The organism is Citrobacter sp. RHB35-C21 (assembly GCF_013816515.1).
Taxonomy (GTDB): Bacteria; Pseudomonadota; Gammaproteobacteria; order Enterobacterales; family Enterobacteriaceae; genus Citrobacter; species Citrobacter braakii.
In genome coordinates this window covers 1,549,102-1,570,144 of the sequence record NZ_CP057147.1, presented here as the reverse complement: position 1 = coordinate 1,570,144, position 21,043 = coordinate 1,549,102, and the positions used below count along the sequence as shown (strand labels likewise).

The following is a 21,043-nucleotide window of genomic DNA, read 5'->3' as shown; positions in this document are numbered from 1 at the left end:
TAGGAGAAGATCATGGGTTTGTTCGATAAACTGAAATCTCTGGTTTCTGATGATAAGAAAGACACCGGAACTATTGAGATTGTTGCTCCGCTCTCTGGCGAGATCGTCAACATCGAAGACGTGCCGGATGTAGTTTTTGCTGAAAAAATCGTTGGTGATGGCATCGCTATCAAACCAACCGGTAACAAAATGGTCGCCCCTGTTGATGGCACCATCGGCAAAATCTTTGAAACCAACCACGCTTTCTCTATCGAATCCGACAGCGGCATTGAGCTGTTTGTTCACTTCGGTATTGATACCGTTGAACTGAAAGGCGAAGGCTTTAAGCGCATCGCTGAAGAAGGTCAGCGCGTTAAAGTGGGCGACCCGGTTATTGAATTCGATCTGCCGCTGCTGGAAGAAAAAGCCAAGTCTACCCTGACTCCGGTTGTTATCTCCAACATGGACGAAATCAAAGAGCTGATCAAACTGTCCGGTAGCGTGACAGTGGGTGAAACTCCGGTTATCCGCATCAAGAAGTAATTCTTGCTGCTGAGAAGAATGGCGCCATCAGGCGCCATTTTTTTATATACTTCATCCTTCAGATTGCCTCTGTGTTGGCTGCAGTCGCTCACCCCAGTCACGTACTCATGTACGCTCCCGGGGATTCTCTCCTTTGCCGCCTTGATGCAACCTGAATGATTTTGTATATACCCCGACAACGGTTTTTTTGTAGTTCGGAAAAGCGCTAAATTTGTGAGGTGACCGGTCGGTAACACGCCTCGCGCATCAGGATTTTCATCCCTTCCGGCCCGCTTTCCAGCATCCGTCGCTCCGAATCCGCCACTAACAGTTCACAATTGTAGCCACCCGCGATGCCAAACATGGCCCGCGCCACACAGATATCTTCCAGCGCCGTTGCCCCGCTGGTGTCAAAATGTCCAACCATACGCCCATTCTGGCGAACCACCAGCCGGTAACTCTTCATCGCGCCTCCCCTGCCGGTGGCAGAATTAACTCATCACAACCGCACAGATTGGTCCATTTCATCACTTCCAGTACGCGCTGTGCTGCATCGTGCGTCGCGGTTGTCAGCGCTTTACCCAGCACAATACCGCTCACCAGCTCAGCACAAAACAGATCGCCAGTTCCCTTCAGATCCGTTTTAACCCGTGGATGAGCGAACACCTCAACCGTTTCAGCCGTCACTACCGCCACGTTAATAATATCTTCGCTATCCCCCGGCGCGCTGGTGATCACCACCCATTTCAGCGTTTCGGTAAGCAGCGATTGCGCCGCCGTGATGGCTTCATCAAGCGTACGACACGGCTTTCCGCTCAGCATTTGCAGTTCAAACACGTTCGGCGTCAGTCCCTGAGCCAGCGGCAGCAGGTGCTGACGGTAGGCCTGCGGAATTTCAGCTTTTACATACATACCGCTGTCCGTATCGCCAATCACCGGGTCGACCAAAATGCACACTGTCGGATGCTTAGCCCGCACCGTTTTCAGCCACTGTGCTAACAGAGCGATTTGCTCTGCACTGCCCATATAGCCTGTAGTCACCGCCTTCAGCTCGCGTAAAGCATCACGCTCATTCAAGGCGCGGAGATACCCGCTAAACCAGTCGGCCGGAATAACGCCGCCGTAAAATGTTTCATAATGCGGGGTATTACTGAACAGCACCGTAGGCACTGCCGTCACGCGTAATCCCTGCGCTTTAATGGCCGGAACGGCGATGCTGTTGCCTACGCTGCCATAAACCACCTGTGACTGGACGGCGACGATATCGGTCTGTAACGCCCGATGCTTGTCGCCGAAGAGCACTGACTGAATATCACTCCCCTGCTCCATAAATTTCTCCTCTCGCTGGACAGCGGGCTTACGCCTCACTATTATCGTCATATGCTAAAATTCATTTTGTCATAGGTCAATAATGATCGACGGAAAAACCGCTAACGAAATTTTTGACAGTATTCGTCAACATGTCGCTACAGGCACGTTGGCAGCAGGAGAAACGTTGCCGCCGGTGCGTGAACTGGCAACAGCATTGAACGTTAACCGTAATACTGTCGCGGCGGCTTATAAACGCCTGGTCACCTCCGGGCTGGCACAAAGCCAGGGACGTAACGGCACGGTAATCAAGGGGATTTCAGCCCCCGTTGCGCTGGAAGGCGGCAATCCGGATACCGCGCTTATCGATCTTTCCGGCGGTAATCCAGCCCCCGCGCGTCTTCCCGATCTCAGCCGTTATTTCGCGCAAATAAATAAGAATCCTCGTTTGTACGGCGATGCCGCTGTATCATCCGGCCTTGAGGCGTGGGCCGCGCAATGGATGCAAGATGCGATGCCAGCCAAGGGAGAAATTGATATCACCAGCGGCGCCATTGATGCCATTGAGCGCCTACTGTGCGCCCATTTACTGCCTGGCGACAGCGTTGTGGTAGAAGATCCATGCTTTTTGAGCAGCATCAACATGCTGCGTTATGCCGGATTCTCCGCCAGTCCGGTCAACGTTGACAGCGAAGGCATGCAGCCAGACATGCTGGAAATCGCGCTACAGAAAGGCGCGCGGGCGGTGATTCTGACGCCGCGCGCCCATAATCCGACAGGATGCAGTCTGAGTGCATCCCGCGCGGCGCAATTGCAGGAAATCCTGGCCCGCTATCCGCAGACGCTGGTGATCGTCGACGACCACTTTGCGCTGCTGTCCGCATGTCGTTGGTATCCGGTGATTGCGAAGGAAACCACGCACTGGGCGATTGTTCGCTCAATGTCGAAAACATTAGGCCCGGATTTACGCCTGGCCATCGTCGCCAGCGATCCACTCACTTCCGCGAAACTGCGTTTACGGCTCAACGCCGGCAGTCAGTGGGTTAGTCATCTGCTGCAGGATCTGGCCTGCGCCTGCCTGAGTGACGAGACTTATCAACACACGCTGGCGCAAACTCAGCAGTTTTACGCCGCCCAGCAGCAAAAGCTGGCAGCGGCTCTGCGGCTTCATGGCATTACGCTGCCCGACTGCGACGGTCTTAATCTGTGGCTGCCGCTAGAAGATAACAGCCAGGCTATCGCTTTTGCGCTGGCAAAGTCCGGCTGGCTGGTACGTGAAGGCGAAGTATTTGGCGTCAATACGCCTGCGCATGGCCTGCGCATTACACTGTCAACATTAGCAGACAGCGACATTGATAAGCTGGCGACTGATATCCATCAGGCGCTAAAGCGCTAACAGGAGAGGAAAAGTGCGAGTTCATTTTGTTATTCATGAGTCTTTCGAATCTGCTGGCGCGTACCTGCCGTGGGCCGAATCACGCGGCTATACCATCAGTTGGTCGCGCGTTTACGCCGGAGAAACTGTTCCCGCTAATGCCGATGGCTTCGATATGCTGGTGGTATTTGGTGGGCCGCAGTCACCCCGCACCACGCTCGCAGAGTGCCCATACTTTGACTCTCAGGCAGAGCAACATCTGATAAACCAGGCGATTGCGGCACGAAAAATCGTGGTGGGGATCTGTTTGGGGTCGCAGTTAATCGGCGAAGCACTGGGCGCGAAGGTGTGCCAAAGCCCGGAAAAAGAGATTGGTCACTATCCGATCGCCCTGACCGAGGCAGGCCAACAGCATCCGTTGTTCAGCCATTTCGGCTCACCGCTCAACGTGGGTCACTGGCACAATGACATGCCGGGATTAACCGACCAGGCGACAATTCTTGCCACAAGCGAGGGATGTCCGCGACAAATCGTGCAATACGGTAATTTCGTCTATGGTTTTCAGTGCCATATGGAGTTTACCGCCGAAGCGGTCGAAGGATTAATTCAGCACTCTGAGCAAGAACTGGCCGAAGCGAAAGGGAAGCGCTTTATTCGCGCTGTTGAAGAGATGCGCACCTGGGATTACCAGCAGATGAATGAGACGCTGTGGCAATTCCTTGATAAGTTGGTAGAAAAACGTAACGATTGAACAGTGCGGGCCGGAGAAGACGCTTTGCGTCGTCATCCGGCGATCCTGCCGTACGGTTGCCTGCTAGCGCTACGCTTATCAGGCCGACAAATTAAATACCTAATCCCTGGCTGAAATGCTCTTCGCCAAAGACCCCGGTGGAAAGGTAGCGATCGCCGCGATCGCAGATGATCGCCACCACCACCGCCCCCGGTGTCGCGCGCGCCACGCGTAACGCGCCCGCAACCGCGCCGCCAGAACTCACTCCGCAAAAAATCCCTTCGCGAACGGCCAGTTCACGCATGGTGTTTTCCGCATCGTTCTGATGAATATCCAGCACCTCATCCACCAGCGAGGCGTTGAAAATGCCCGGCATATATTCCGCTGGCCAGCGACGAATGCCCGGAATACTACTGCCTTCTTCCGGCTGCAGGCCAACGATGGTGACGGGTTTGTCCTGTTCACGCAGAAAACGCGATACGCCGGTAATGGTGCCAGTCGTCCCCATGCTGGAGACGAAATGGGTAATACGTCCTGACGTCTGCTGCCAGATTTCGGGTCCGGTAGTCGTGTAGTGCGCATACGGGTTATCAGGATTATTAAACTGATCTAGAAGTTTACCTTCTCCGCGCTGCGCCATCTCAAGGGCTAAATCACGCGCCCCTTCCATCCCCTGCTCTTTGGTCACCAGAACCAGTTCAGCCCCGTAAGCACGCATCGCCGCACGTCGCTCCTGGCTCATGTTGTCTGGCATCAGGAGCTTCATGCGGTAGCCTTTCAGCGCGGCAATCATCGCCAGCGCAATACCCGTATTACCGCTGGTGGCCTCAATCAGCACGTCGCCAGGCTGAATTTCCCCGCGCTTTTCCGCTTCAACGATCATCGACAACGCCGCGCGGTCTTTCACTGAACCTGCGGGATTATTGCCTTCCAGCTTGACCCAAATTTCACTGCCGTTATCCGCCGTCAGACGTTGTAATTTCACCAGAGGCGTATTGCCAATTGTTTGTTCTAATGTGTTCACGTTTTCAGCTCAATAAAATGCCGGGTGGCGCTGCGCTTACCCGGCTTACAGGTCATGCACCACCCGTTAAGCCCGGTAAGCGCAGCGCCACCGGATGATAACTATACGAATTAACCTATCAGGCACTTTGCGCCAGGGCAAGTTCCTCTTCACGCGTTTCAATACGCTGGTCGCCATTATACAAACGCGCATTTTGCAGCCCAACAAACAGACGTTCGCCGCGGTTCGGGGAATCATCGCCCTGCATAATCACCGTCAGCGGTTCGTTATACCACCCCAAGGGTTGCACAACTAATTGGGTGTAGTGTCCTTTCGGGCTGGCTTCCAGCACCTGTACTGGCAACGGTGAATCCAGACTGGTACGGCGGCTGACGTCCACTTCCCACGGACGCAGGAACAGATCCACCGGGCCCTGATAGCCAGGCGTATAGCCCAACGGCCAGCGATGTGCGCCCACGTGGAATTGTCCACCGCGAATCGTCCCTTGCAGGCGGTTAACTTCACCCATAAATTCCAGGACAAAACGGGTAGCCGGTTCGCGCCATACCTGATCGGGCGCATCGGCCTGCTCGATATGACCCTGGCTCATCACCACCACGCGGTCTGCGACTTCCGTCGCTTCTTCCTGATCGTGGGTAACAAACACGCTGGTGAACTTCAGCTCTTCATGCAACTGACGTAGCCAGCGACGCAGTTCTTTACGCACCTGAGCATCGAGCGCGCCAAACGGCTCGTCGAGCAACAAGATCTGCGGCTCTACCGCCAGCGCACGCGCCAACGCCACGCGCTGCTTTTGCCCACCGGAGAGCTGTGCCGGGAAACGGTCCGCCAGATGAGCCAGTTGAACCATCTCCAGCAGTTTGGTCACTTTTGCTTTGATCGTCGCCGCATTAGGGCGCTCACGCCGTGGCAGAACAGTCAGACCAAAAGCGATATTGTCGAAAACGGTCATATGACGAAACAGCGCATAGTGCTGAAACACGAACCCCACCTTACGGTCGCGGGCGTGCAAACGACTGACGTCAGTGCCGTGGAAACGGATATGCCCGCTGGACTGATGCTCCAGCCCGGCGATGATGCGCAGCAGCGTGGTTTTGCCCGATCCAGAAGGCCCCAACAGGGCGACCATCTGACCTGAAGGAATATCCAGCGAGATATCGTTCAGCACCTGTGTGCGACCAAAAGACTTCTTAATATTGGCAATCTCAATGCTCATGATTTTCCTCCTGCTGCGCGCGTTTCTCCTGGTTTTCCAGGCGCCATTGCAACATGCTCTTCAAAAACAAGGTAATAATCGCCATCAGCGTTAATAGCGCCGCGGCGGTAAAGGAGCCGACTGTGTTGTAGTCCTGCTCCAGTAATTCAATCTGTAACGGCAAAGACAAGGTTTCACCGCGAATCGAGCCAGAAACCACCGATACCGCGCCGAACTCGCCAATCGCACGGGCGTTGGTCAGCACCACGCCGTACAGCAATGCCCAACGGATATTCGGCAGCGTAACGCGACGGAACATTTGCCAGCCGGAGGCGCCAAGCAGAACCGCCGCCTCATCTTCATGGCTGCCCTGGCTTAACATCACCGGCACCAGTTCGCGCACCACAAACGGACAGGTCACGAACACCGTCACCAGCACCATTCCCGGCCAGGCAAACATAATTTGCAGGTTGTGTTCATCCAGCCATCCGCCAAGCGGGCCGTTAGAGCCGTAAAACAGCAGATAGACCAGGCCGGCGACCACCGGTGAAACGGCAAACGGAATATCCAGTAACGTGAGCAACAACTGGCGTCCAGGGAAGTTAAAGCGGGTCACCAGCCAGGCCAGTAACACGCCAAACACCAGGTTCACCGGCACCGCAATCAGCGCAATCAGCACCGTCAGCCAGATGGCGTGCAGCATGTCCGGATCAGCCAGGTTGTGTAATACCGGCATCAACCCCTTGCTGAACGCCTGCACGAAGATGTAAACCATCGGCACCAGCAAAATAAAGGCGGATACCAGCATGCCCGTGCCGATCAGAAACCATTTCCCCCAGTTGATGCGGGGTGCGCCATAACGTTTCAATTGGGTAATGTCTGCCATCAGTGACCTACCACGCGTCGACCAAAGCGACTTTGCAGGGTGTTAATTGAAAACAGCAGCAGCAACGAAGCCCCGAGGATCACAGATGCAATCGCGCTGGCGGCCGGGTAGTCAAACTCCTGCAAACGAACAAAAATCATCAGCGAGGTCACTTCCGTTTTCCATGCGATGTTTCCGGCGATAAAGATAACCGCGCCAAACTCACCGAGGCTGCGGGTAAACGAGAGCGCAACGCCCGCGACTAGCGCGGGAGACAGCTCCGGCAGTACCACTTTACGAAAGCTCTGCCAGCGCGTAGCGCCGAGCGTTTCCGCCGCTTCTTCATACTCCGGACCTAACTCTTCCAGCACCGGCTGCACGGTACGCACCACGAATGGAATGCTGGTAAAAGCCATCGCCACCGCAATGCCAAGCCAGGTGTAGGTCACTTTAATATCCAGCTTCGCCAGCCACTCGCCGTAGAAACCATTGACCGAAAAAAGCGATGCCAGCGTCAGACCTGCTACCGCCGTAGGCAGCGCAAACGGCAGATCCATCAGCGCATCCAGCAGCGTACGGCCCGGAAAGCGATAGCGGGTTAAGATCCACGCCATCAGCAAACCAAACACGCCGTTAAAAATCGACGCCACAAACGCCGACAGCAGCGTCACTTTATAAGCCGCCACCACCTGCGGGTTGGTAATCACATCCCAGTATTGCGCCCAGCTCATTTGCGCCAATTGCATCACCAGCGCGCTAAGCGGCAGCAGCAAAATCAGGCAGACAAACAGTAAGCTGGTGCCCAAACTTAAGGTAAAGCCGGGCAGCACGCGTCGGGAAGAAACAGCAAACATTTACTTACGCCCCGCCGCCAACAGTTTGTCCAACTCACCGCCGCTGACAAAGTGCGTTTTCATTACCTCAGGCCACGAGCCAAACCTGTCTTCCACGCGGAAAAGTTCGGTCTGCGGGAATTTATCCTGCAGTTTGTCCATCACCTGCGGGTTATTCACGCGGTAGTAGAAATCGGTAATAATGGTTTGCGCCTGCGGGCTGTACAGCCAGTTCAGGTAAGCTTTTGCCGCTTTTTCAGTACCGTTAGCCTGCACATTTTTATCTACCCAGGCCACCGGGAACTCCGCCAGAATGTTGACCTTCGGCACCACCACTTCGAAGCCCTGGTCTTCATACTGTTTACGGATGTTGTTCACTTCTGATTCAAAGGTGATCAGCACATCGCCCAGGCCGCGTTCCACGAATGTGGTGGTTGCCCCGCGACCGCCGGTATCAAACACTTCCACGTTTTTCAGAAACTGGGTCATGAACTGTTCAGTTTTGGCTTTATCCCCACCATCAGCTTTATCTGCCGCGCCCCACGCAGCCAGATAGGTATAACGCGCGTTACCGGAGGTTTTCGGATTCGGGAAAATCAGTTTCACGTCCGGGCGAACCAGGTCGTTCCATTCGTGGATATTCTTCGGGTTACCCTTACGCACCAAAAACGCCATGGTGGAATAGAATGGCGAACTGTTATTCGGCAGACGACTTTGCCAGTCGGCCGGGATCAGCTTGCCTTTGTCATGCAGGATCTGCACATCGGTCACCTGGTTATAGGTCACCACATCGGCTTTCAGCCCCTGCAGAATCGCCAGCGCCTGTTTTGATGACCCGGCATGAGATTGTTTAATCGTCAGTTTGTCACCGCCGTTATCCTTCGCCCATTGCTGTTCAAACGGTGGGTTAAGGGCGGCAAACAGCTCGCGAGAGACATCGTATGAACTGTTCAGCAGCTCCGTTGCCTGCGCCTGACCCACCAGCAACAGCATTGCAGCCAGCGTCAGGGTTCTTTTTTTCAGTAAGTTAACGGCCATTGCGCACCCTTATAAATTTAATGACTTTCTTATGGTCATCATATTTATAACCAGTGCTAAAGGAGTAACGGTTTTATATACCGTTTGATGATTTGAAAGTTGAAAAGAGAATAAGGGTACCTCCTCCCCAGCGCACGGGGAGGAGACCGGCATCAATCAGACGCCGACGCTAACGCTTTCAGGCAGGGTGCTGCCACCATCAATCACGTTTTGCGTGCCAGTTAAGTAACTGGACTCATCCGACGCCAGGAATGCCGCCAGTTCACCAACCTCAAGTGGGCAGGCCAAGCGGCGCATCGGGATCGCTTTTGCCATTTCGACTAATACGGATTCAGGATCCTCCGGATTAGACTGACGAGCGATATTTTCCGCCATCGGCGTACGAACGTAGCCCGGGCAAATAGCATTAACGCGAATGCCGGACTGCGCGTATTCCACCGCCAGAGATTTGGTCAAACCGATGATTGCGGCTTTCGACAGCGCGTAGGCCGTTTCGCCCGGATCGGCAACCATATCGCCGGTCACAGAGGACATCATCACGATGCGCCCGTCTTTGCGCGCAATCATCTCCGGCAGAACGGCTTTCGTCACGTTCCAGACGCCTTTAATGTTGATATCAATGTGGAAATCGCGATCTTCATCGCTCATATCAAGGAAGTTGCCGAGGCGACATACGCCCGCATTGTTGACCAGAATATCGATTTTGCCTTCAATCTTCTTCGCGCGTTTTACCGCTTCCGTGACCGACGCAAAATCTCTGACGTCAGCGTGAACGGCGGTGCAACGGTGCCCGCGCCCAGCCAACTCATCCGCCAGTTTTTCAATCTCATCGGAGATATCCAGCAGGATTAGGTTCGCGCCATGGCGGGCAAATGTTCTGGCGATCCCTTCGCCAATACCCTGAGATGCGCCCGTAATCAATGCTGTTTTGCCCGTGAGTTTTCCCATTTCAATATTCTCCTTTTGAATATGAAGCATTCGCCTCATTCACGCAGAAGATACAGCAATAACAAATAAGTGCTGAGGAATAGCTCACTAAATCAGGTTAATCTCAGGTAAAAAAAGTCCCCGGCGTTGCGGGGACCCAACGGTAAACATGCTCTGACCAGGTTAACAGAAGACTTACAGCCGTTTTTCCAGCAAATGTGCTCTCATCAACTCCGATGCCATCTGCGCATCCCCTTTTTTAATATGAAGCAGTATTTCCCTCTGTTTTGCCGCCGTATCAAGAAAATACTGACGATCGTTCGCAGGTAACGACTCCCTTGTTTTCTCAAAATAAGTAATGAGGACATCAGAGAAAACCTGCAGCACCCGGTTGCCACTCGCCTGTAGCAAGAGCAAATGAAAATCTCTATCGTGACGATCGGCCACCTGGGGGTTATCCGCATTCTCTTCAATAAGCCTTAGCTCATTTTCAAGTTTGGAGAGCATCGCCGGAAAAATTCTACGCGTTGCCAGAGGAATAATCGCGCACTCAATCAGGATCCTTGCCTCTGTAAATTCTGTGATATCAAACCCAGACAAATCAAACTGCATTAACAACTGGTGATTTATGTTGTGCTGTTCCAAATTCTTCAAGACGCTGCCACGACGAGGAGATCGTTCCAACATTCCCATCTGTACCAGTGTGCTAAGCGCCTGACGAACTTTATATCTTGATGTATTAAAACGAACGGCAAGCTCAGTTTCAGTTTCAATGCGACCATCAGCATTGCGGTTAGCATCATCAAGCAGATAATTTTTAATACTTTCAAACAGTTCGTTTTTGTTATCCATAAACACTCTCGGATTAAAGTGCTGCAAAACTGATGAGTATAAATAATCTAATAAGTTAGATTGCTTAATATACTGTTATGGTAAGATTATAGCCCCTATTATTCAAATTATACCAAACCATTTGTTAATAAAAAGGAATTAATTATGGTGTTATTCGTAACTCAGTTTGCGATAGTACTTATATGTATCGGTATAGGTGGGCGTTTTGGTGGGATTGGCCTGGGGGCTGCTGGCGGGTTAGGACTCGCTATCCTGACTTTTGGTTTTGGACTCCCTCCCGACTCACCTCCTTTCACTGTTATTTCTATTATCCTTGCGGTTATCACTTGCATCACAATCCTCCAGGCGGCTGGCGGGCTTGATTTATTCGTTACGATGGCAGAACGGATCCTCAGAAAGTGGCCGGGCGCTATCACTTTCCTCGGTCCCGCAGTCGCTTACCTTTTTACTGCTATCTGCGGAACAGGATATGTTGCCTTTTCGGTTTATCCAGTCATTGCTGAAATTGCAGCAGATGCCAGAGTACGGCCAGAGAGAGCCATGTCGATGTCAGTAATCGCTGCCAATTTTGGGCTTATTGCCAGCCCGGTCAGTGCGGTCGTTACAGGGACAATTGCTGTCCTTGCTGGATTACATGTCTCTGCTTTAGATATCTTGCTGGTCACCGTTCCCGGAACGTTCCTTGGCTGCGTTGTCGGCTGCCTGTTCGTCTTTAAAAGAGGTCATGAGCTTAAAAATGATCCGGAATTCCAACGCAGGGTTGCTGAAGGTGAGTTTGAATCAGTAAAAGCTGAAGAGCGAACAGCCAATATAGTGACAAAAGAGGCGAAGAGAGGATTGCTGATTTTCCTTACCGGTATCATTCTGGTCGTACTTATGGGTTCAATTCCTGAATTACGTCCTGAGTGGAATAACGGTACCGGAATGGAACGTATGAGTATCCCTACCACGCTGCAAATAGTTATGCTGACAACAGCATGTATTATTATGATGGTATGTCGAATTTCTCCGTCAAAACTCGATTCAGGTTCTGTTTTTAAAGCTGGTCTTGTGGGTGTTGTCGCCATATTTGGTCTGTCATGGATGATGAACTCCTTTTTTGAGGCATGGCACGAGTTATTTAACACGGCTTTCCACGGTTTTCAGAATCCAGTCTTGTTCGGCATTATTGTTTTTGGTCTTTCAGCCGTAATTTATAGCCCCGCAGCGACTGCTGTAGCGCTACTCCCCGCTGGCGTGTTAATGGGATATCCGGCAGAAACCCTGGTCGCCCTGCTCCCGCTGACTTGTGGATCATTCATTATTCCAGGGGGGGCACAGATTGGCTGTGTGGCGTTTGATCGTACCGGGACAACTCGAATTGGCAAGTATGTGGTTAATCACAGTTACATGCTACCTGGTCTTGTTACCGTTGTAGCATCAACCCTTTTTTGCTTCCTTTTTTCCAAAATGCTGATGTAGTGAGAGAGCAATTTAATTGTGGTAAACCTTTTCTTCATGGCATCCCCCCTGAATGAATTCAGAGAGGATGCCTGGTACTCACTTCTGAATAGCACCACTGCAATTTTCCATAGAATGTACTTTACAGAACAACCTGAGCAATGAGATAAGCAAAAATTACCTGAGAGATAACCATCACAAAGCCCGGACGAATATAGCTATGGTTGACAACAAAGCGTCCAATCTTTGTGGTACCAGTTCGATCAAATGCAACACAGCCGATTTGATTTGCTCCAGGTATAATAAAGTCACCACAGGTACAAGCAAAAATAGCGATAAGAAACGGGGCTGGAATACCTAAGGTAACACCGAGTGGCATGATGGCAGCTACCGTCGCCGCCGGACTCATAATGACCAGCGAGAACAAGAATACAACCACACCAAATAGCATTGGTGCATCATTGACAATGCCACCAAAAACCTTAATCAGTTCTGGCTGATAGGCATCAAAAAACGTCGCCGTCATCCATGAAACACCGAGTATTGCTACCACTCCCATCAAACCTGCACGGAAGACTGAGCCGCTATTCAAGGTACTACTTGGTACTTTACTGACAATCATAATAAACAAAGCGGCTGTCAACATGACCATCTGAATAACCATTGGGGTTGACAGTCTTTTTCCATCCCAGGAAGGGAGTAACTCAGTAAAAGAACCTAAAATAAGTACCAGTACCACACCAATCGCAAAGATAACGACACCTTTTTTAGCGCCAGCTGAAGCAACAAATTCTTTTTTCTGCTCAGTATGCATGAACTCATATTCGCCAGCAGCAACTCTCCTCTGGAATTCCGGATCATCCTCCAGCTCTTTTCCGCGTTTATAAACTGAAAAGCTGGTAACAATAGCTGCCATAAAGAATGATGGGAGAGCAATCGTCAGTATTTGCCCAAGGCTAATCCCGGCATATTCATGCAGAATAGCCAGCATCCCCGCGGTTGCCGCACTCATCGGACTGGCAGCAACCGCGACACTGGCCGCAATAACCGTTGCGGACAACGCTCGCTCCGGACGAACCTTTGCTTCAGCAGCAACTTCAGCGACAACCGGATACAAAGAGAAAGCAACGTAAGTAGTCCCACAGAATAGCGTAAATATGGAAGTTAATATGGGGGCAACAAAAGTAATTGCCTGTGGTTTTTTACGGAGTAATTTTTCAGCCACGCGCACAAGATAATCAAGCCCACCAGCGGCCTGTAATACGCTGACAGCGCCAATCACACAAATAATAATTAGCATTGCAGTAATAGATGGTGCGGAGGGTTTAAGTCCAAAACCCAGAACTAATATTGCAACACCAAGTCCTCCACCAGCACCCAGCCCCATTCCGCCATAACGCCCGCCTATACCAATACAGGCGAGTACAATAAATAATTGTATAAAAAATAAAGCATCCATTTTTCACCTCAAAGCGTCTCCCGGATATTGCATCCGGGAGATATTAATTACTATGCTCGGGATTAGTTTAAATATGATTTAGCAATTTCGATCTGTTTTTTAACAGCATCAGTCCCTGTGCCACCATAAGACATTCTTGATTTAATACATTCTTCGAGAGATATACTCTCATAAATATCATTTTCGATTTTATCATCAAATGTGTGGAATTCATTCAGAGTAAGCTCTTCCAACATTTTTCTATGTTTTATACAGTAATTAACAGCACTGCCAACAATATGGTGAGCTTCTCTAAAAGGAATACCTTTACGAACCAGGTAGTCGGCCATATCGGTTGCGTTTGAAAATCCTCTTGCCGCTGCGCTGCGAGTATTATCTGAAAGAATAACCATTTTTTCGAGCATCGGCGCCATAATTTTCAGACTGGTCTGTAAGGTATCCATAGAGTCATAGACCTGCTCTTTATCCTCACTCATATCAGTATTATAGGCCAGAGGGATACCTTTCATAATGGTCAACATCGCCATTAGATTTCCGTACATACGCCCCCCTTTGCCGCGCATTTTTTCAGCCACGTCGGGGTTTTTCTTCTGTGGCATGATGCTGGAACCGGTACAGAAATCATCTGAAAGCTCAATAAATTTAAAATCCTGACTTGAGAATAAAACCAGTTCTTCTGACAAACGGGTAAGATGCATAAAGCACATAGCAGCGGCGGCAGTGAATTCAACCATATGGTCACGATCGCTGACAGAATCAATACTGTTTTCAGTCGGTTTGTCAAAGCCAAGCTCTTTAGCCGTGAAATCACGATCAATGGGGAAAGTAGTACCGGCAAGGGCTGCTGAACCTAAAGGGCATTCCCCCATGCGTTGATAAAGGTCTGCAAAACGAGTCCAGTCACGGCGTAACATCCAATAATATGCCATTATCCAGTGCGACAGAAGTATAGGCTGACCGGTCTGTAAATGAGTATAGCCAGGCATGATCGCATTAATGTTATTTTCAGCTTTACTGATAATAACTTTTTGTAGATGAACGATATCCTGCTGAATTTCACGAATAGTCGATCTCATGTGCATTTTCGAATCGACAGTCGTCTGGTCATTACGACTGCGGCCGGTATGTAGCTTCCCGCCTACAGGACCAATTATTTCTGTCATACGTCTTTCTATCGCCATATGAATATCTTCATCAACGGTATCAAAAACGAATTGCCCTTCCTCAATCTCTTTATTAACTTGCCTTAACCCGCCAATAATCGCATTCGCTTCATCCTGCGTGATAATCCCCTGACGGCCCAACATAGTGGCGTGAGCAATACTCCCCTGAATATCAAAAGGGCAGAGACGTTGTTCCAGCATAATTGTCGCATTATAAGATTCGACCAGTTTATTTGTAGGCATATCAAAACGCCCACCCCATAATTTTGTAGACATAAAACCTCCAATGACCCTTTGTTGCAAAATGGTTAAATATAAATTCCGTTATTTTTCGGTCATTTTCAGATTACAAGACAGTCATTTTAATTGTCAACAAATGAAGGCATTAAATCAATTTATAGCGAAATTAATTACACTTATTATTTATTTTATTTTCATAAATTGCATTAAAAAACCTGATCTTCATCACATTTAAATTGTGATTTAATTCAGATATATTCAGAATTTTTAAAGTAATAAATTGGTATTAATAGTTTATTAATTCTAAATAATTCCATTTAATACCGTTGTCATAACCGAGAAACTGGCAGGTAAATAATAATGAACGTGGGAGGTGATTTTTCAGGATGAGCGTCAACGCAAGTGCATCATCAGCATGGCGGACGTTGGGTGATTCGGGGGAGAGCTATATTGTGCCAGATGGCGGCATCAGCGCCATCTGGCATCAAAAAATTACAGGGCCAGCAAACGATCCAGCGATGGCGCGAAATAATAGCCGCCGGTCACCGGTTTAGTGAAACGCAGCATCGCATCGCGCTTGCCGTCAGTGTCGCCAAACATGCTCAGCAGTTGCTGCTCGATGTTGTGCAAACGGGCGCAATAGGCACAGAAATAGAGGCCGTGCGTACCGCTGGCGGTGCCGTATGGCAGGCTCTGGCGCACAATTTTCAGTCCTTTACCATCTTCTTTGAGATCGACACGGCTCAGGTGAGAAGTAACCGGACGGTCATCACCGTCGATCTCTTCGTTGGCTTCCTTGGTACGCCCAATCATCATTTCCTGGTCATGAATGCTCATGCGGTTAAGCTGCTTCAGGTTATGTTCCCAACGCTGCACAAACACATAGCTGCCGCCAGCATCCACGCCATCTTTAATAACCGCGACTTCACGGCGCGTTTCAACGCCTGCCGGGTTTTCCGTTCCGTCAACAAAGCCGCTGAGATCGCGCTCTTCAACCCAACGGAAACCGTGGATCTCTTCTTTGACTTCAATACAGTCGCCAAAGGCTTCCATTGCCGCCTGTGCAACGGAGAAATTCACGTCATGACGCAAAGAGAGAATATGAATCAGCACATCATACTGGGTGGCTGGCGCAAGACCTTTACCGTAAGGGATAAAGTCTTTTAACTCTTCTGCGCCAACGCCGCCGCTCAGTGTACGCCAGGTGTTGTTGCCAAAAGCAACAACCGCGCCCAGATGCGCATCCGGGAACTTCGCTTCAAAGGTCGCCAGCTTATCGGCGAAGGTTTTGCTGGCCCCACGCAGGGCCTCAACGTCGCCTTTAACATTGGCTTCAATCCAAATCGCCGCACGGCAATGTTCTGGCAAAATGCCACTCTGAACCTGAGACATTGTTCCTCCTGAAAAAAAAGATGCCACGACATCGTGGCATTGATGGGCGCTATTCTACCTGTTTTTTTAACAAGCCGATTTGTTCAGACGCAAATTAACGCCGCCAGATAATTTTGCTTACTTTCCATGCTTTCAACGTATCGTCAGACGGCATTAAGCCCTCAGGCCCGCTCCACTCACCGGAAAAGACGTAGCTAATATGTTGACTTCCTTCTGCTTTACATTCAACACCCGCGCTGTCATCGCCAGTCGCCTTCTGACAATTACCAAAGGCTTTAGTGTAAAGGTCGCTAAACGGTGTACCGATTTCGACACCCGCAGAAGAGGGAATATCGCTGTCGACTACATCAATACGGCTAATCGTTCCCTGATTGCCATTGATGACCATCGCCAGCTTGTCATCTTTCATCGCTTCATAAAAGCGCACCACATTACCGTTATCGGTCTTCATCCCGCTACGCAGGCGGTAATCACCGTCCAGCGCATCAGCAATGTTTTTTTCATCCAGCGGGGTTGCGCCAGTCAACGCTCCGACGCCCTGCTCAGTGACCTGCGTTGAAGAACCAAACCAGTTCCACGGATTGGCGGCAGACCAGTTCACCGATGACAACGTTGAACACCCGGTCAATAGCAGCGGCATCGCGCATAAAGTCAAACGCAGTGATTTCATTTCACTTCCTTCCTTATTTATCAACGTTGCTTGGAGTCCGGTTTCGCCAAAAAGTGCCGTTATTCTTTCTCGAGGGAAAAACAGGCGCGCAGACGTTGATTAGTTAACAGCCAGATCAGCGCAACGACATCCGCCACCAGCAGCGCCAGCCCGACGCCGTTGACCGGATCGCCTGCCAGCCACATCACCGGCTGCCAGCACAGCAGCACCAGTTGAGCGAGGATCAGTAACTCGCGCAGCCAGCGCCATAACACAGGAAACGCAAAGCGTCGCCCGCTGAGTAAAAATGCTAATACCGCGGGAACGCCGGGAAGCAAACCCAGCCAGAAAGCGTCGTGATCGGGATAAAACAGATTCAGCAACGTGTTGCCCTGCTCACGGGAAGAACCGGCAATCACAAACAGAACCCAGGTGCGCGCCTGCAGCAGCAGCACGCACCAGAAGAGAAAAGGTAGGCGCAGACGCCCATGAGCGTCATAGTCGGCCGGATGAAACTCAGTACTCTTCATCTTCGATCAAACGCTTGCCCAGATTGAGTACATCCGCATGTTCATAGCCAAGACGTTCATACATACCCTGTACGACGTCATTATCGTCACGCACCATGATTTGAATCTTCGGACAACCGCGGGCAATGAGCTTTTTCTCCAGCCGGTTGAGCAGCGCATTGGCAATGCCGCGACCGCGAAACTCAGGATGTACGCCCAGGTAATAGGCCGAGCCGCGATGCCCGTCATATCCGCCCATCACCGTACCGACCACCTCGCCATTCACTTCAGCGACCAGGAACAAGCTGACGTCATGATTGACTTTACGCTCAATGTCCATTTCAGGGTCGTTCCATGGACGCAGCAGATCACAGCGCTCCCAGAGGGTGATCACCTCTTCGAAATCTTCCTGGCGAAAAACGCGTATTTCCATGGTATTGGTTACCTTTTCAGGACGTTAAAAAGCGATTATGGCGCGAACGGCTGATTTAGCCAATATCTGACGCGAAGCGGCGGAAAAAATGGCATAATACGGAATTGTCACGTATTGAAATGAAAAGTAAAACAATTCTTATCCCGATCCGTCGCAACGGACAACGCGATACGATATAACGTTTAGAACCTTTTTTTACAACTCAGGCCGTATGAGCACTTTTAAACCACTAAAAACACTCACATCGCGCCGCCAGGTGTTGAAAGCCGGGCTGGCCGCCCTAACGCTGTCAGGCATGTCGCAAGCCATCGCTAAAGAAGAAGCGCTTAAGACCAGCAATGGACACAGCAAACCGAAAGCGAAAAAAGCCGGCGCTAAGCGCGTTGTTGTCCTTGATCCGGGTCACGGAGGGATTGATACCGGCGCAATTGGTCGCAATGGGTCGAAGGAAAAGCACGTGGTACTGGCGATTGCCAAAAACGTGCGCTCGATTCTACGCAACCAGGGGATTGATGCGCGCCTGACGCGCTCCGGCGATACATTTATTCCGCTTTACGATCGCGTCGAGATCGCACATAAGCATGGCGCTGACCTGTTCATGTCGATCCACGCCGATGGTTTTACCAATCCGAGCGCTGCAGGTGCGTCGGTCTTTGCGTTGTCCAATCGCGGTGCCAGTAGCGCCATGGCGAAGTATCTGTCCGATCGTGAAAACCGGGCCGATGAAGTGGCCGGGAAGAAGACCACCGATAAAGACCATTTGCTGCAGCAGGTGCTGTTCGATCTGGTGCAAACGGATACCATTAAAAACAGCCTGACGTTAGGCTCGCATATTCTCAAAAAGATCAAGCCGGTACATCGTCTTCACAGCCGCAGTACGGAACAAGCCGCCTTCGTGGTGCTAAAATCACCATCAATTCCGTCGGTACTGGTCGAAACCTCGTTCATTACCAACCCGGAAGAAGAACGTCTGCTGGGTACGGCGGCATTTCGCCAGAAAATCGCCACCGCTATCGCCAATGGCATCATCAGCTATTTCCACTGGTTTGATAACCAGAAAGCACACTCGAAGAAACGTTAACCATGAAGCCCGATGCACAGCGCGTAAAACAGTTCCTGCTCAGCCTGCAAGATGATATTTGCCAGCAGTTATCCGCCGTAGACGGCGCCGAGTTTGTTGAGGATAACTGGCAACGTGAAGCAGGCGGTGGCGGGCGCAGCCGGGTGCTGCGTAACGGCGGTATTTTCGAGCAAGCGGGCGTCAACTTCTCCCACGTTCACGGCGAGGCAATGCCGGCCTCGGCTACCGCCCATCGCCCCGAGCTTGCGGGACGCAGCTTTGAGGCCATGGGCGTCTCGCTGGTGGTACATCCGCAGAATCCCTACATTCCGACCAGTCATGCCAACGTGCGATTTTTTATCGCGGAAAAACCGGGCACTGACCCGGTCTGGTGGTTTGGCGGCGGCTTTGACTTAACGCCCTACTACGGCTTTGATGAGGATGCGGTTCACTGGCACCGCACGGCGCGAGATCTGTGCCAGCCGTTCGGCGAAGACGTTTATCCCCGTTACAAAAAGTGGTGCGATGACTACTTCTTCCTCAAGCATCGCAACGAACAGCGCGGCATTGGCGGGCTGTTTTTCGATGATTTGAATACGCCGGATTTCGACCACGGCTTCGCCTTTATGCAGGCGGTAGGTCAAGGCTATACCGAAGCGTATCTGCCCATCGTTGAGCGCCGCAAAGCAATGAGCTGGGGCGAACGTGAACGCAATTTTCAGCTTTACCGTCGCGGACGATATGTGGAATTTAACCTGGTGTGGGATCGCGGCACGTTATTCGGTCTGCAGACCGGCGGCCGTACGGAATCGATTCTGATGTCGATGCCGCCGCTGGTGCGCTGGGAGTATGACTGGCAGCCGGAAGCGAACAGCCCGGAAGCCGCCCTTAGCGAGTTTATTCAGGTTCGCGACTGGGTGTAACCCCAGACAATACCAGCCCCCAGGCCGGATAAAACGCATTTGCGTCGCATCCGGCACGTTCATCGCATCATGCCCACTGGCGCATGCGCTGATGCAGCGTCAATGAAGGTTTTTCCGCAAACAGCTGCTGGTAGTCGGTGGCAAATTGCCCTAAATGCCAGAATCCCCACTGCATGGCGGCGTCTTTCACCGTCGTACTCTGCGACCACGGGCTTATCAGCTCGCGACGTACAGCGTTCAGGCGAATCCGTTTTAACCAGGCATTCGGACCGATACCAAGGATCGCGTGAAAGGCGTTTTGCAACGTCCGACGGCTGACGTGCAGTTGATTACACAGATCGAGCACGGTCAGCGGTTCTGACATATTTTCCAGCACATATTCCCGCGCACGCGACAGCAGGCGACGATAGCTCTGATGGCTGATGCTCTCAGCCGTGATAATCGGCTGCGCCTCTTCCAACATAGTGCCCATCGCCAGCAGCAGGTTATCGCCCAGCACTTTGCGTACCGCAGGTTGATGGAGGTTTTCCGGATTTTCGCTAAACGTCGCCAGCGCCTGCTGCACAAAGCCCCATAACGCGGCTTTGTGTTGTTCTTTAACTTCCAGCGCCGACTGGTTGCGCAGCATATGCAGCACTCTTTCCGGGTTATGCAGGAAGTTGGCCTGACGGGCAATCGCCTCTTCCGAAATGACGACACCCAGAATGGTGTAATCATCCGGCGTACTCAGTTCAAACTCTGTCCCGCCAGGGCGGGTGGCAATTTCAGCGCTCCCCAGACACTGGGTGCCAATAAATCCCTGTTCGCCGCGCGTGGCCGGAATACCAAACCAGAAAGAGTTCGGCCAGACAAGACACGACTGACGTAACGCCAGTCCGGTGTATTCACGGAACACCTGAATATCATCGAGCAGGATTTCCGTGAACTCGCCATGAAATTTTCCCGGATGTAACTGGTCGTAGATCTGCTGCCATGCGGTAATCGTCAGCGCATGCTCATACACATCCGTTGTTCGCCGCTGGTGAACGTTGTCCACCTCCACTTTCGGCGTAAGTTTAACGTCTTCGGGTAATGCTTCATGATAAAGATGGTGCAGGTTTGCAGTACGGTTCTTTTTCATGATCTTT

22 protein-coding genes are annotated in these 21,043 nt (G+C 51.3%); 6 read left to right on the top strand and 16 right to left on the bottom strand.

Going from position 1 to position 21,043, the window contains the following annotated elements; translation table 11 throughout:
- Positions 1–12: 12 nt before the first annotated feature.
- A complete protein-coding gene (gene crr / locus HVZ39_RS07570; protein WP_000522253.1) occupies positions 13–522 on the top strand; it encodes a PTS glucose transporter subunit IIA in 510 nt (169 codons plus the stop codon).
- A 205-nt stretch (positions 523–727) separates the two neighbouring features.
- Here crr and HVZ39_RS07565 read toward each other — a convergent pair whose 3' ends face one another.
- Both HVZ39_RS07565 and pdxK read right to left on the bottom strand, forming a co-directional pair.
- Positions 728–967, bottom strand: a complete 240-nt coding sequence (locus HVZ39_RS07565) for a hypothetical protein (protein WP_016153926.1) — start codon at positions 965–967, stop codon at positions 728–730.
- Positions 964–1,830, bottom strand: coding sequence for a pyridoxine/pyridoxal/pyridoxamine kinase (gene pdxK / locus HVZ39_RS07560; protein ID WP_047416371.1), 867 nt, complete (start codon positions 1,828–1,830; stop codon positions 964–966). The genes HVZ39_RS07565 and pdxK overlap by 4 nt, the downstream gene beginning before the upstream one ends.
- 82 nt (positions 1,831–1,912) lie before the next feature.
- On the opposite strand from pdxK, the gene ptsJ reads away from it, so the two are divergent.
- The gene (gene ptsJ / locus HVZ39_RS07555) at positions 1,913–3,205 is read left to right on the top strand and encodes a transcriptional regulator PtsJ (RefSeq protein WP_181633421.1); all 1,293 of its coding nucleotides are present in this window, start codon (positions 1,913–1,915) and stop codon (positions 3,203–3,205) included.
- A gap of 13 nt (positions 3,206–3,218) precedes the next feature.
- Positions 3,219–3,935, top strand: coding sequence for a GMP synthase (locus tag HVZ39_RS07550; RefSeq protein ID WP_016157091.1), 717 nt, complete (start codon positions 3,219–3,221; stop codon positions 3,933–3,935).
- A 91-nt stretch (positions 3,936–4,026) separates the two neighbouring features.
- Here HVZ39_RS07550 and cysM read toward each other — a convergent pair whose 3' ends face one another.
- The 7 genes from cysM to HVZ39_RS07515 form a co-directional block, all read right to left on the bottom strand.
- Positions 4,027–4,938 carry a cysteine synthase CysM gene (cysM, locus tag HVZ39_RS07545; protein ID WP_016153930.1) on the bottom strand — a complete coding sequence of 304 codons (912 nt, stop codon included), beginning with the start codon at positions 4,936–4,938 and terminating at the stop codon, positions 4,027–4,029.
- A 118-nt stretch (positions 4,939–5,056) separates the two neighbouring features.
- The gene (gene cysA / locus HVZ39_RS07540) at positions 5,057–6,154 is read right to left on the bottom strand and encodes a sulfate/thiosulfate ABC transporter ATP-binding protein CysA (protein WP_016153931.1); all 1,098 of its coding nucleotides are present in this window, start codon (positions 6,152–6,154) and stop codon (positions 5,057–5,059) included.
- Positions 6,144–7,019 carry a sulfate/thiosulfate ABC transporter permease CysW gene (cysW, locus tag HVZ39_RS07535; RefSeq protein WP_016153932.1) on the bottom strand — a complete coding sequence of 292 codons (876 nt, stop codon included), beginning with the start codon at positions 7,017–7,019 and terminating at the stop codon, positions 6,144–6,146. Before cysW ends, cysA begins: the two co-directional genes overlap by 11 nt.
- Entirely contained in the window at positions 7,019–7,852 is an 834-nt protein-coding gene (cysT, locus tag HVZ39_RS07530; RefSeq protein ID WP_003038061.1) for a sulfate/thiosulfate ABC transporter permease CysT, read from the bottom strand. Before cysT ends, cysW begins: the two co-directional genes overlap by 1 nt.
- A complete protein-coding gene (locus HVZ39_RS07525; RefSeq protein WP_016153933.1) occupies positions 7,853–8,869 on the bottom strand; it encodes a sulfate ABC transporter substrate-binding protein in 1,017 nt (338 codons plus the stop codon).
- Positions 8,870–9,025: 156 nt separating this feature from the next.
- Complete coding sequence (gene ucpA / locus HVZ39_RS07520; protein ID WP_016153934.1) at positions 9,026–9,817, bottom strand: SDR family oxidoreductase UcpA; 792 nt, start codon at positions 9,815–9,817, stop codon at positions 9,026–9,028.
- Positions 9,818–9,991: 174 nt separating this feature from the next.
- A complete protein-coding gene (locus tag HVZ39_RS07515; RefSeq protein ID WP_016153935.1) occupies positions 9,992–10,648 on the bottom strand; it encodes an FCD domain-containing protein in 657 nt (218 codons plus the stop codon).
- Positions 10,649–10,792: 144 nt separating this feature from the next.
- On the opposite strand from HVZ39_RS07515, the gene HVZ39_RS07510 reads away from it, so the two are divergent.
- A complete protein-coding gene (locus tag HVZ39_RS07510) occupies positions 10,793–12,109 on the top strand; it encodes an anaerobic C4-dicarboxylate transporter family protein (RefSeq protein WP_016153936.1) in 1,317 nt (438 codons plus the stop codon).
- A gap of 121 nt (positions 12,110–12,230) precedes the next feature.
- Here HVZ39_RS07510 and HVZ39_RS07505 read toward each other — a convergent pair whose 3' ends face one another.
- The 6 genes from HVZ39_RS07505 to HVZ39_RS07480 all read right to left on the bottom strand — a co-directional run bounded on the left by HVZ39_RS07505 (position 12,231) and on the right by HVZ39_RS07480 (position 17,933).
- The gene (locus HVZ39_RS07505; protein ID WP_016153937.1) at positions 12,231–13,547 is read right to left on the bottom strand and encodes an anaerobic C4-dicarboxylate transporter family protein; all 1,317 of its coding nucleotides are present in this window, start codon (positions 13,545–13,547) and stop codon (positions 12,231–12,233) included.
- A 62-nt stretch (positions 13,548–13,609) separates the two neighbouring features.
- Positions 13,610–14,986, bottom strand: a complete 1,377-nt coding sequence (gene argH, locus HVZ39_RS07500) for an argininosuccinate lyase (RefSeq protein WP_181633420.1) — start codon at positions 14,984–14,986, stop codon at positions 13,610–13,612.
- Between the two features lie 456 nt (positions 14,987–15,442).
- Positions 15,443–16,342, bottom strand: coding sequence for a porphyrinogen peroxidase (gene yfeX / locus HVZ39_RS07495; RefSeq protein ID WP_016153939.1), 900 nt, complete (start codon positions 16,340–16,342; stop codon positions 15,443–15,445).
- 94 nt (positions 16,343–16,436) lie between these two features.
- Positions 16,437–17,012: an RpoE-regulated lipoprotein gene (locus HVZ39_RS07490; RefSeq protein ID WP_016157097.1), complete on the bottom strand. Its 576-nt coding sequence runs from the start codon at positions 17,010–17,012 to the stop codon at positions 16,437–16,439.
- Positions 17,013–17,071: 59 nt separating this feature from the next.
- The gene (locus HVZ39_RS07485; protein ID WP_016153941.1) at positions 17,072–17,521 is read right to left on the bottom strand and encodes a DUF2919 domain-containing protein; all 450 of its coding nucleotides are present in this window, start codon (positions 17,519–17,521) and stop codon (positions 17,072–17,074) included.
- Positions 17,508–17,933, bottom strand: coding sequence for a GNAT family acetyltransferase (locus HVZ39_RS07480; RefSeq protein WP_003038048.1), 426 nt, complete (start codon positions 17,931–17,933; stop codon positions 17,508–17,510). Before HVZ39_RS07480 ends, HVZ39_RS07485 begins: the two co-directional genes overlap by 14 nt.
- 211 nt (positions 17,934–18,144) lie before the next feature.
- Here HVZ39_RS07480 and amiA point away from each other — a divergent pair, with 211 nt between their 5' ends.
- Positions 18,145–19,014: an N-acetylmuramoyl-L-alanine amidase AmiA gene (gene amiA, locus HVZ39_RS07475; RefSeq protein WP_016153942.1), complete on the top strand. Its 870-nt coding sequence runs from the start codon at positions 18,145–18,147 to the stop codon at positions 19,012–19,014.
- Between the two features lie 2 nt (positions 19,015–19,016).
- Entirely contained in the window at positions 19,017–19,916 is a 900-nt protein-coding gene (gene hemF, locus HVZ39_RS07470) for an oxygen-dependent coproporphyrinogen oxidase (RefSeq protein ID WP_019077353.1), read from the top strand.
- A gap of 67 nt (positions 19,917–19,983) precedes the next feature.
- Here hemF and eutR read toward each other — a convergent pair whose 3' ends face one another.
- Positions 19,984–21,036, bottom strand: a complete 1,053-nt coding sequence (gene eutR / locus HVZ39_RS07465) for an HTH-type transcriptional regulator EutR (protein ID WP_016153944.1) — start codon at positions 21,034–21,036, stop codon at positions 19,984–19,986.
- Positions 21,037–21,043: the final 7 nt, after the last annotated feature.

Excerpts from the sequence above, each read along its gene's own strand:
- crr (WP_000522253.1), top strand. The coding sequence starts at position 13 with ATGGGTTTGTTCGATAAACTGAAATCTCTGGTTTCTGATGATAAGAAA.
- HVZ39_RS07565 (WP_016153926.1), bottom strand. The coding sequence starts at position 967 with ATGAAGAGTTACCGGCTGGTGGTTCGCCAGAATGGGCGTATGGTTGGA.
- pdxK (WP_047416371.1), bottom strand. The coding sequence starts at position 1,830 with ATGGAGCAGGGGAGTGATATTCAGTCAGTGCTCTTCGGCGACAAGCAT.
- ptsJ (WP_181633421.1), top strand. The coding sequence starts at position 1,913 with ATGATCGACGGAAAAACCGCTAACGAAATTTTTGACAGTATTCGTCAA.
- cysA (WP_016153931.1), bottom strand. The coding sequence starts at position 6,154 with ATGAGCATTGAGATTGCCAATATTAAGAAGTCTTTTGGTCGCACACAG.
- cysW (WP_016153932.1), bottom strand. The coding sequence starts at position 7,019 with ATGGCAGACATTACCCAATTGAAACGTTATGGCGCACCCCGCATCAAC.
- cysT (WP_003038061.1), bottom strand. The coding sequence starts at position 7,852 with ATGTTTGCTGTTTCTTCCCGACGCGTGCTGCCCGGCTTTACCTTAAGT.
- HVZ39_RS07525 (WP_016153933.1), bottom strand. The coding sequence starts at position 8,869 with ATGGCCGTTAACTTACTGAAAAAAAGAACCCTGACGCTGGCTGCAATG.
- ucpA (WP_016153934.1), bottom strand. The coding sequence starts at position 9,817 with ATGGGAAAACTCACGGGCAAAACAGCATTGATTACGGGCGCATCTCAG.
- HVZ39_RS07515 (WP_016153935.1), bottom strand. The coding sequence starts at position 10,648 with ATGGATAACAAAAACGAACTGTTTGAAAGTATTAAAAATTATCTGCTT.
- HVZ39_RS07510 (WP_016153936.1), top strand. The coding sequence starts at position 10,793 with ATGGTGTTATTCGTAACTCAGTTTGCGATAGTACTTATATGTATCGGT.
- HVZ39_RS07505 (WP_016153937.1), bottom strand. The coding sequence starts at position 13,547 with ATGGATGCTTTATTTTTTATACAATTATTTATTGTACTCGCCTGTATT.
- argH (WP_181633420.1), bottom strand. The coding sequence starts at position 14,986 with ATGTCTACAAAATTATGGGGTGGGCGTTTTGATATGCCTACAAATAAA.
- yfeX (WP_016153939.1), bottom strand. The coding sequence starts at position 16,342 with ATGTCTCAGGTTCAGAGTGGCATTTTGCCAGAACATTGCCGTGCGGCG.
- HVZ39_RS07490 (WP_016157097.1), bottom strand. The coding sequence starts at position 17,012 with ATGAAATCACTGCGTTTGACTTTATGCGCGATGCCGCTGCTATTGACC.
- HVZ39_RS07485 (WP_016153941.1), bottom strand. The coding sequence starts at position 17,521 with ATGAAGAGTACTGAGTTTCATCCGGCCGACTATGACGCTCATGGGCGT.
- HVZ39_RS07480 (WP_003038048.1), bottom strand. The coding sequence starts at position 17,933 with ATGGAAATACGCGTTTTTCGCCAGGAAGATTTCGAAGAGGTGATCACC.
- amiA (WP_016153942.1), top strand. The coding sequence starts at position 18,145 with ATGAGCACTTTTAAACCACTAAAAACACTCACATCGCGCCGCCAGGTG.
- hemF (WP_019077353.1), top strand. The coding sequence starts at position 19,017 with ATGAAGCCCGATGCACAGCGCGTAAAACAGTTCCTGCTCAGCCTGCAA.
- eutR (WP_016153944.1), bottom strand. The coding sequence starts at position 21,036 with ATGAAAAAGAACCGTACTGCAAACCTGCACCATCTTTATCATGAAGCA.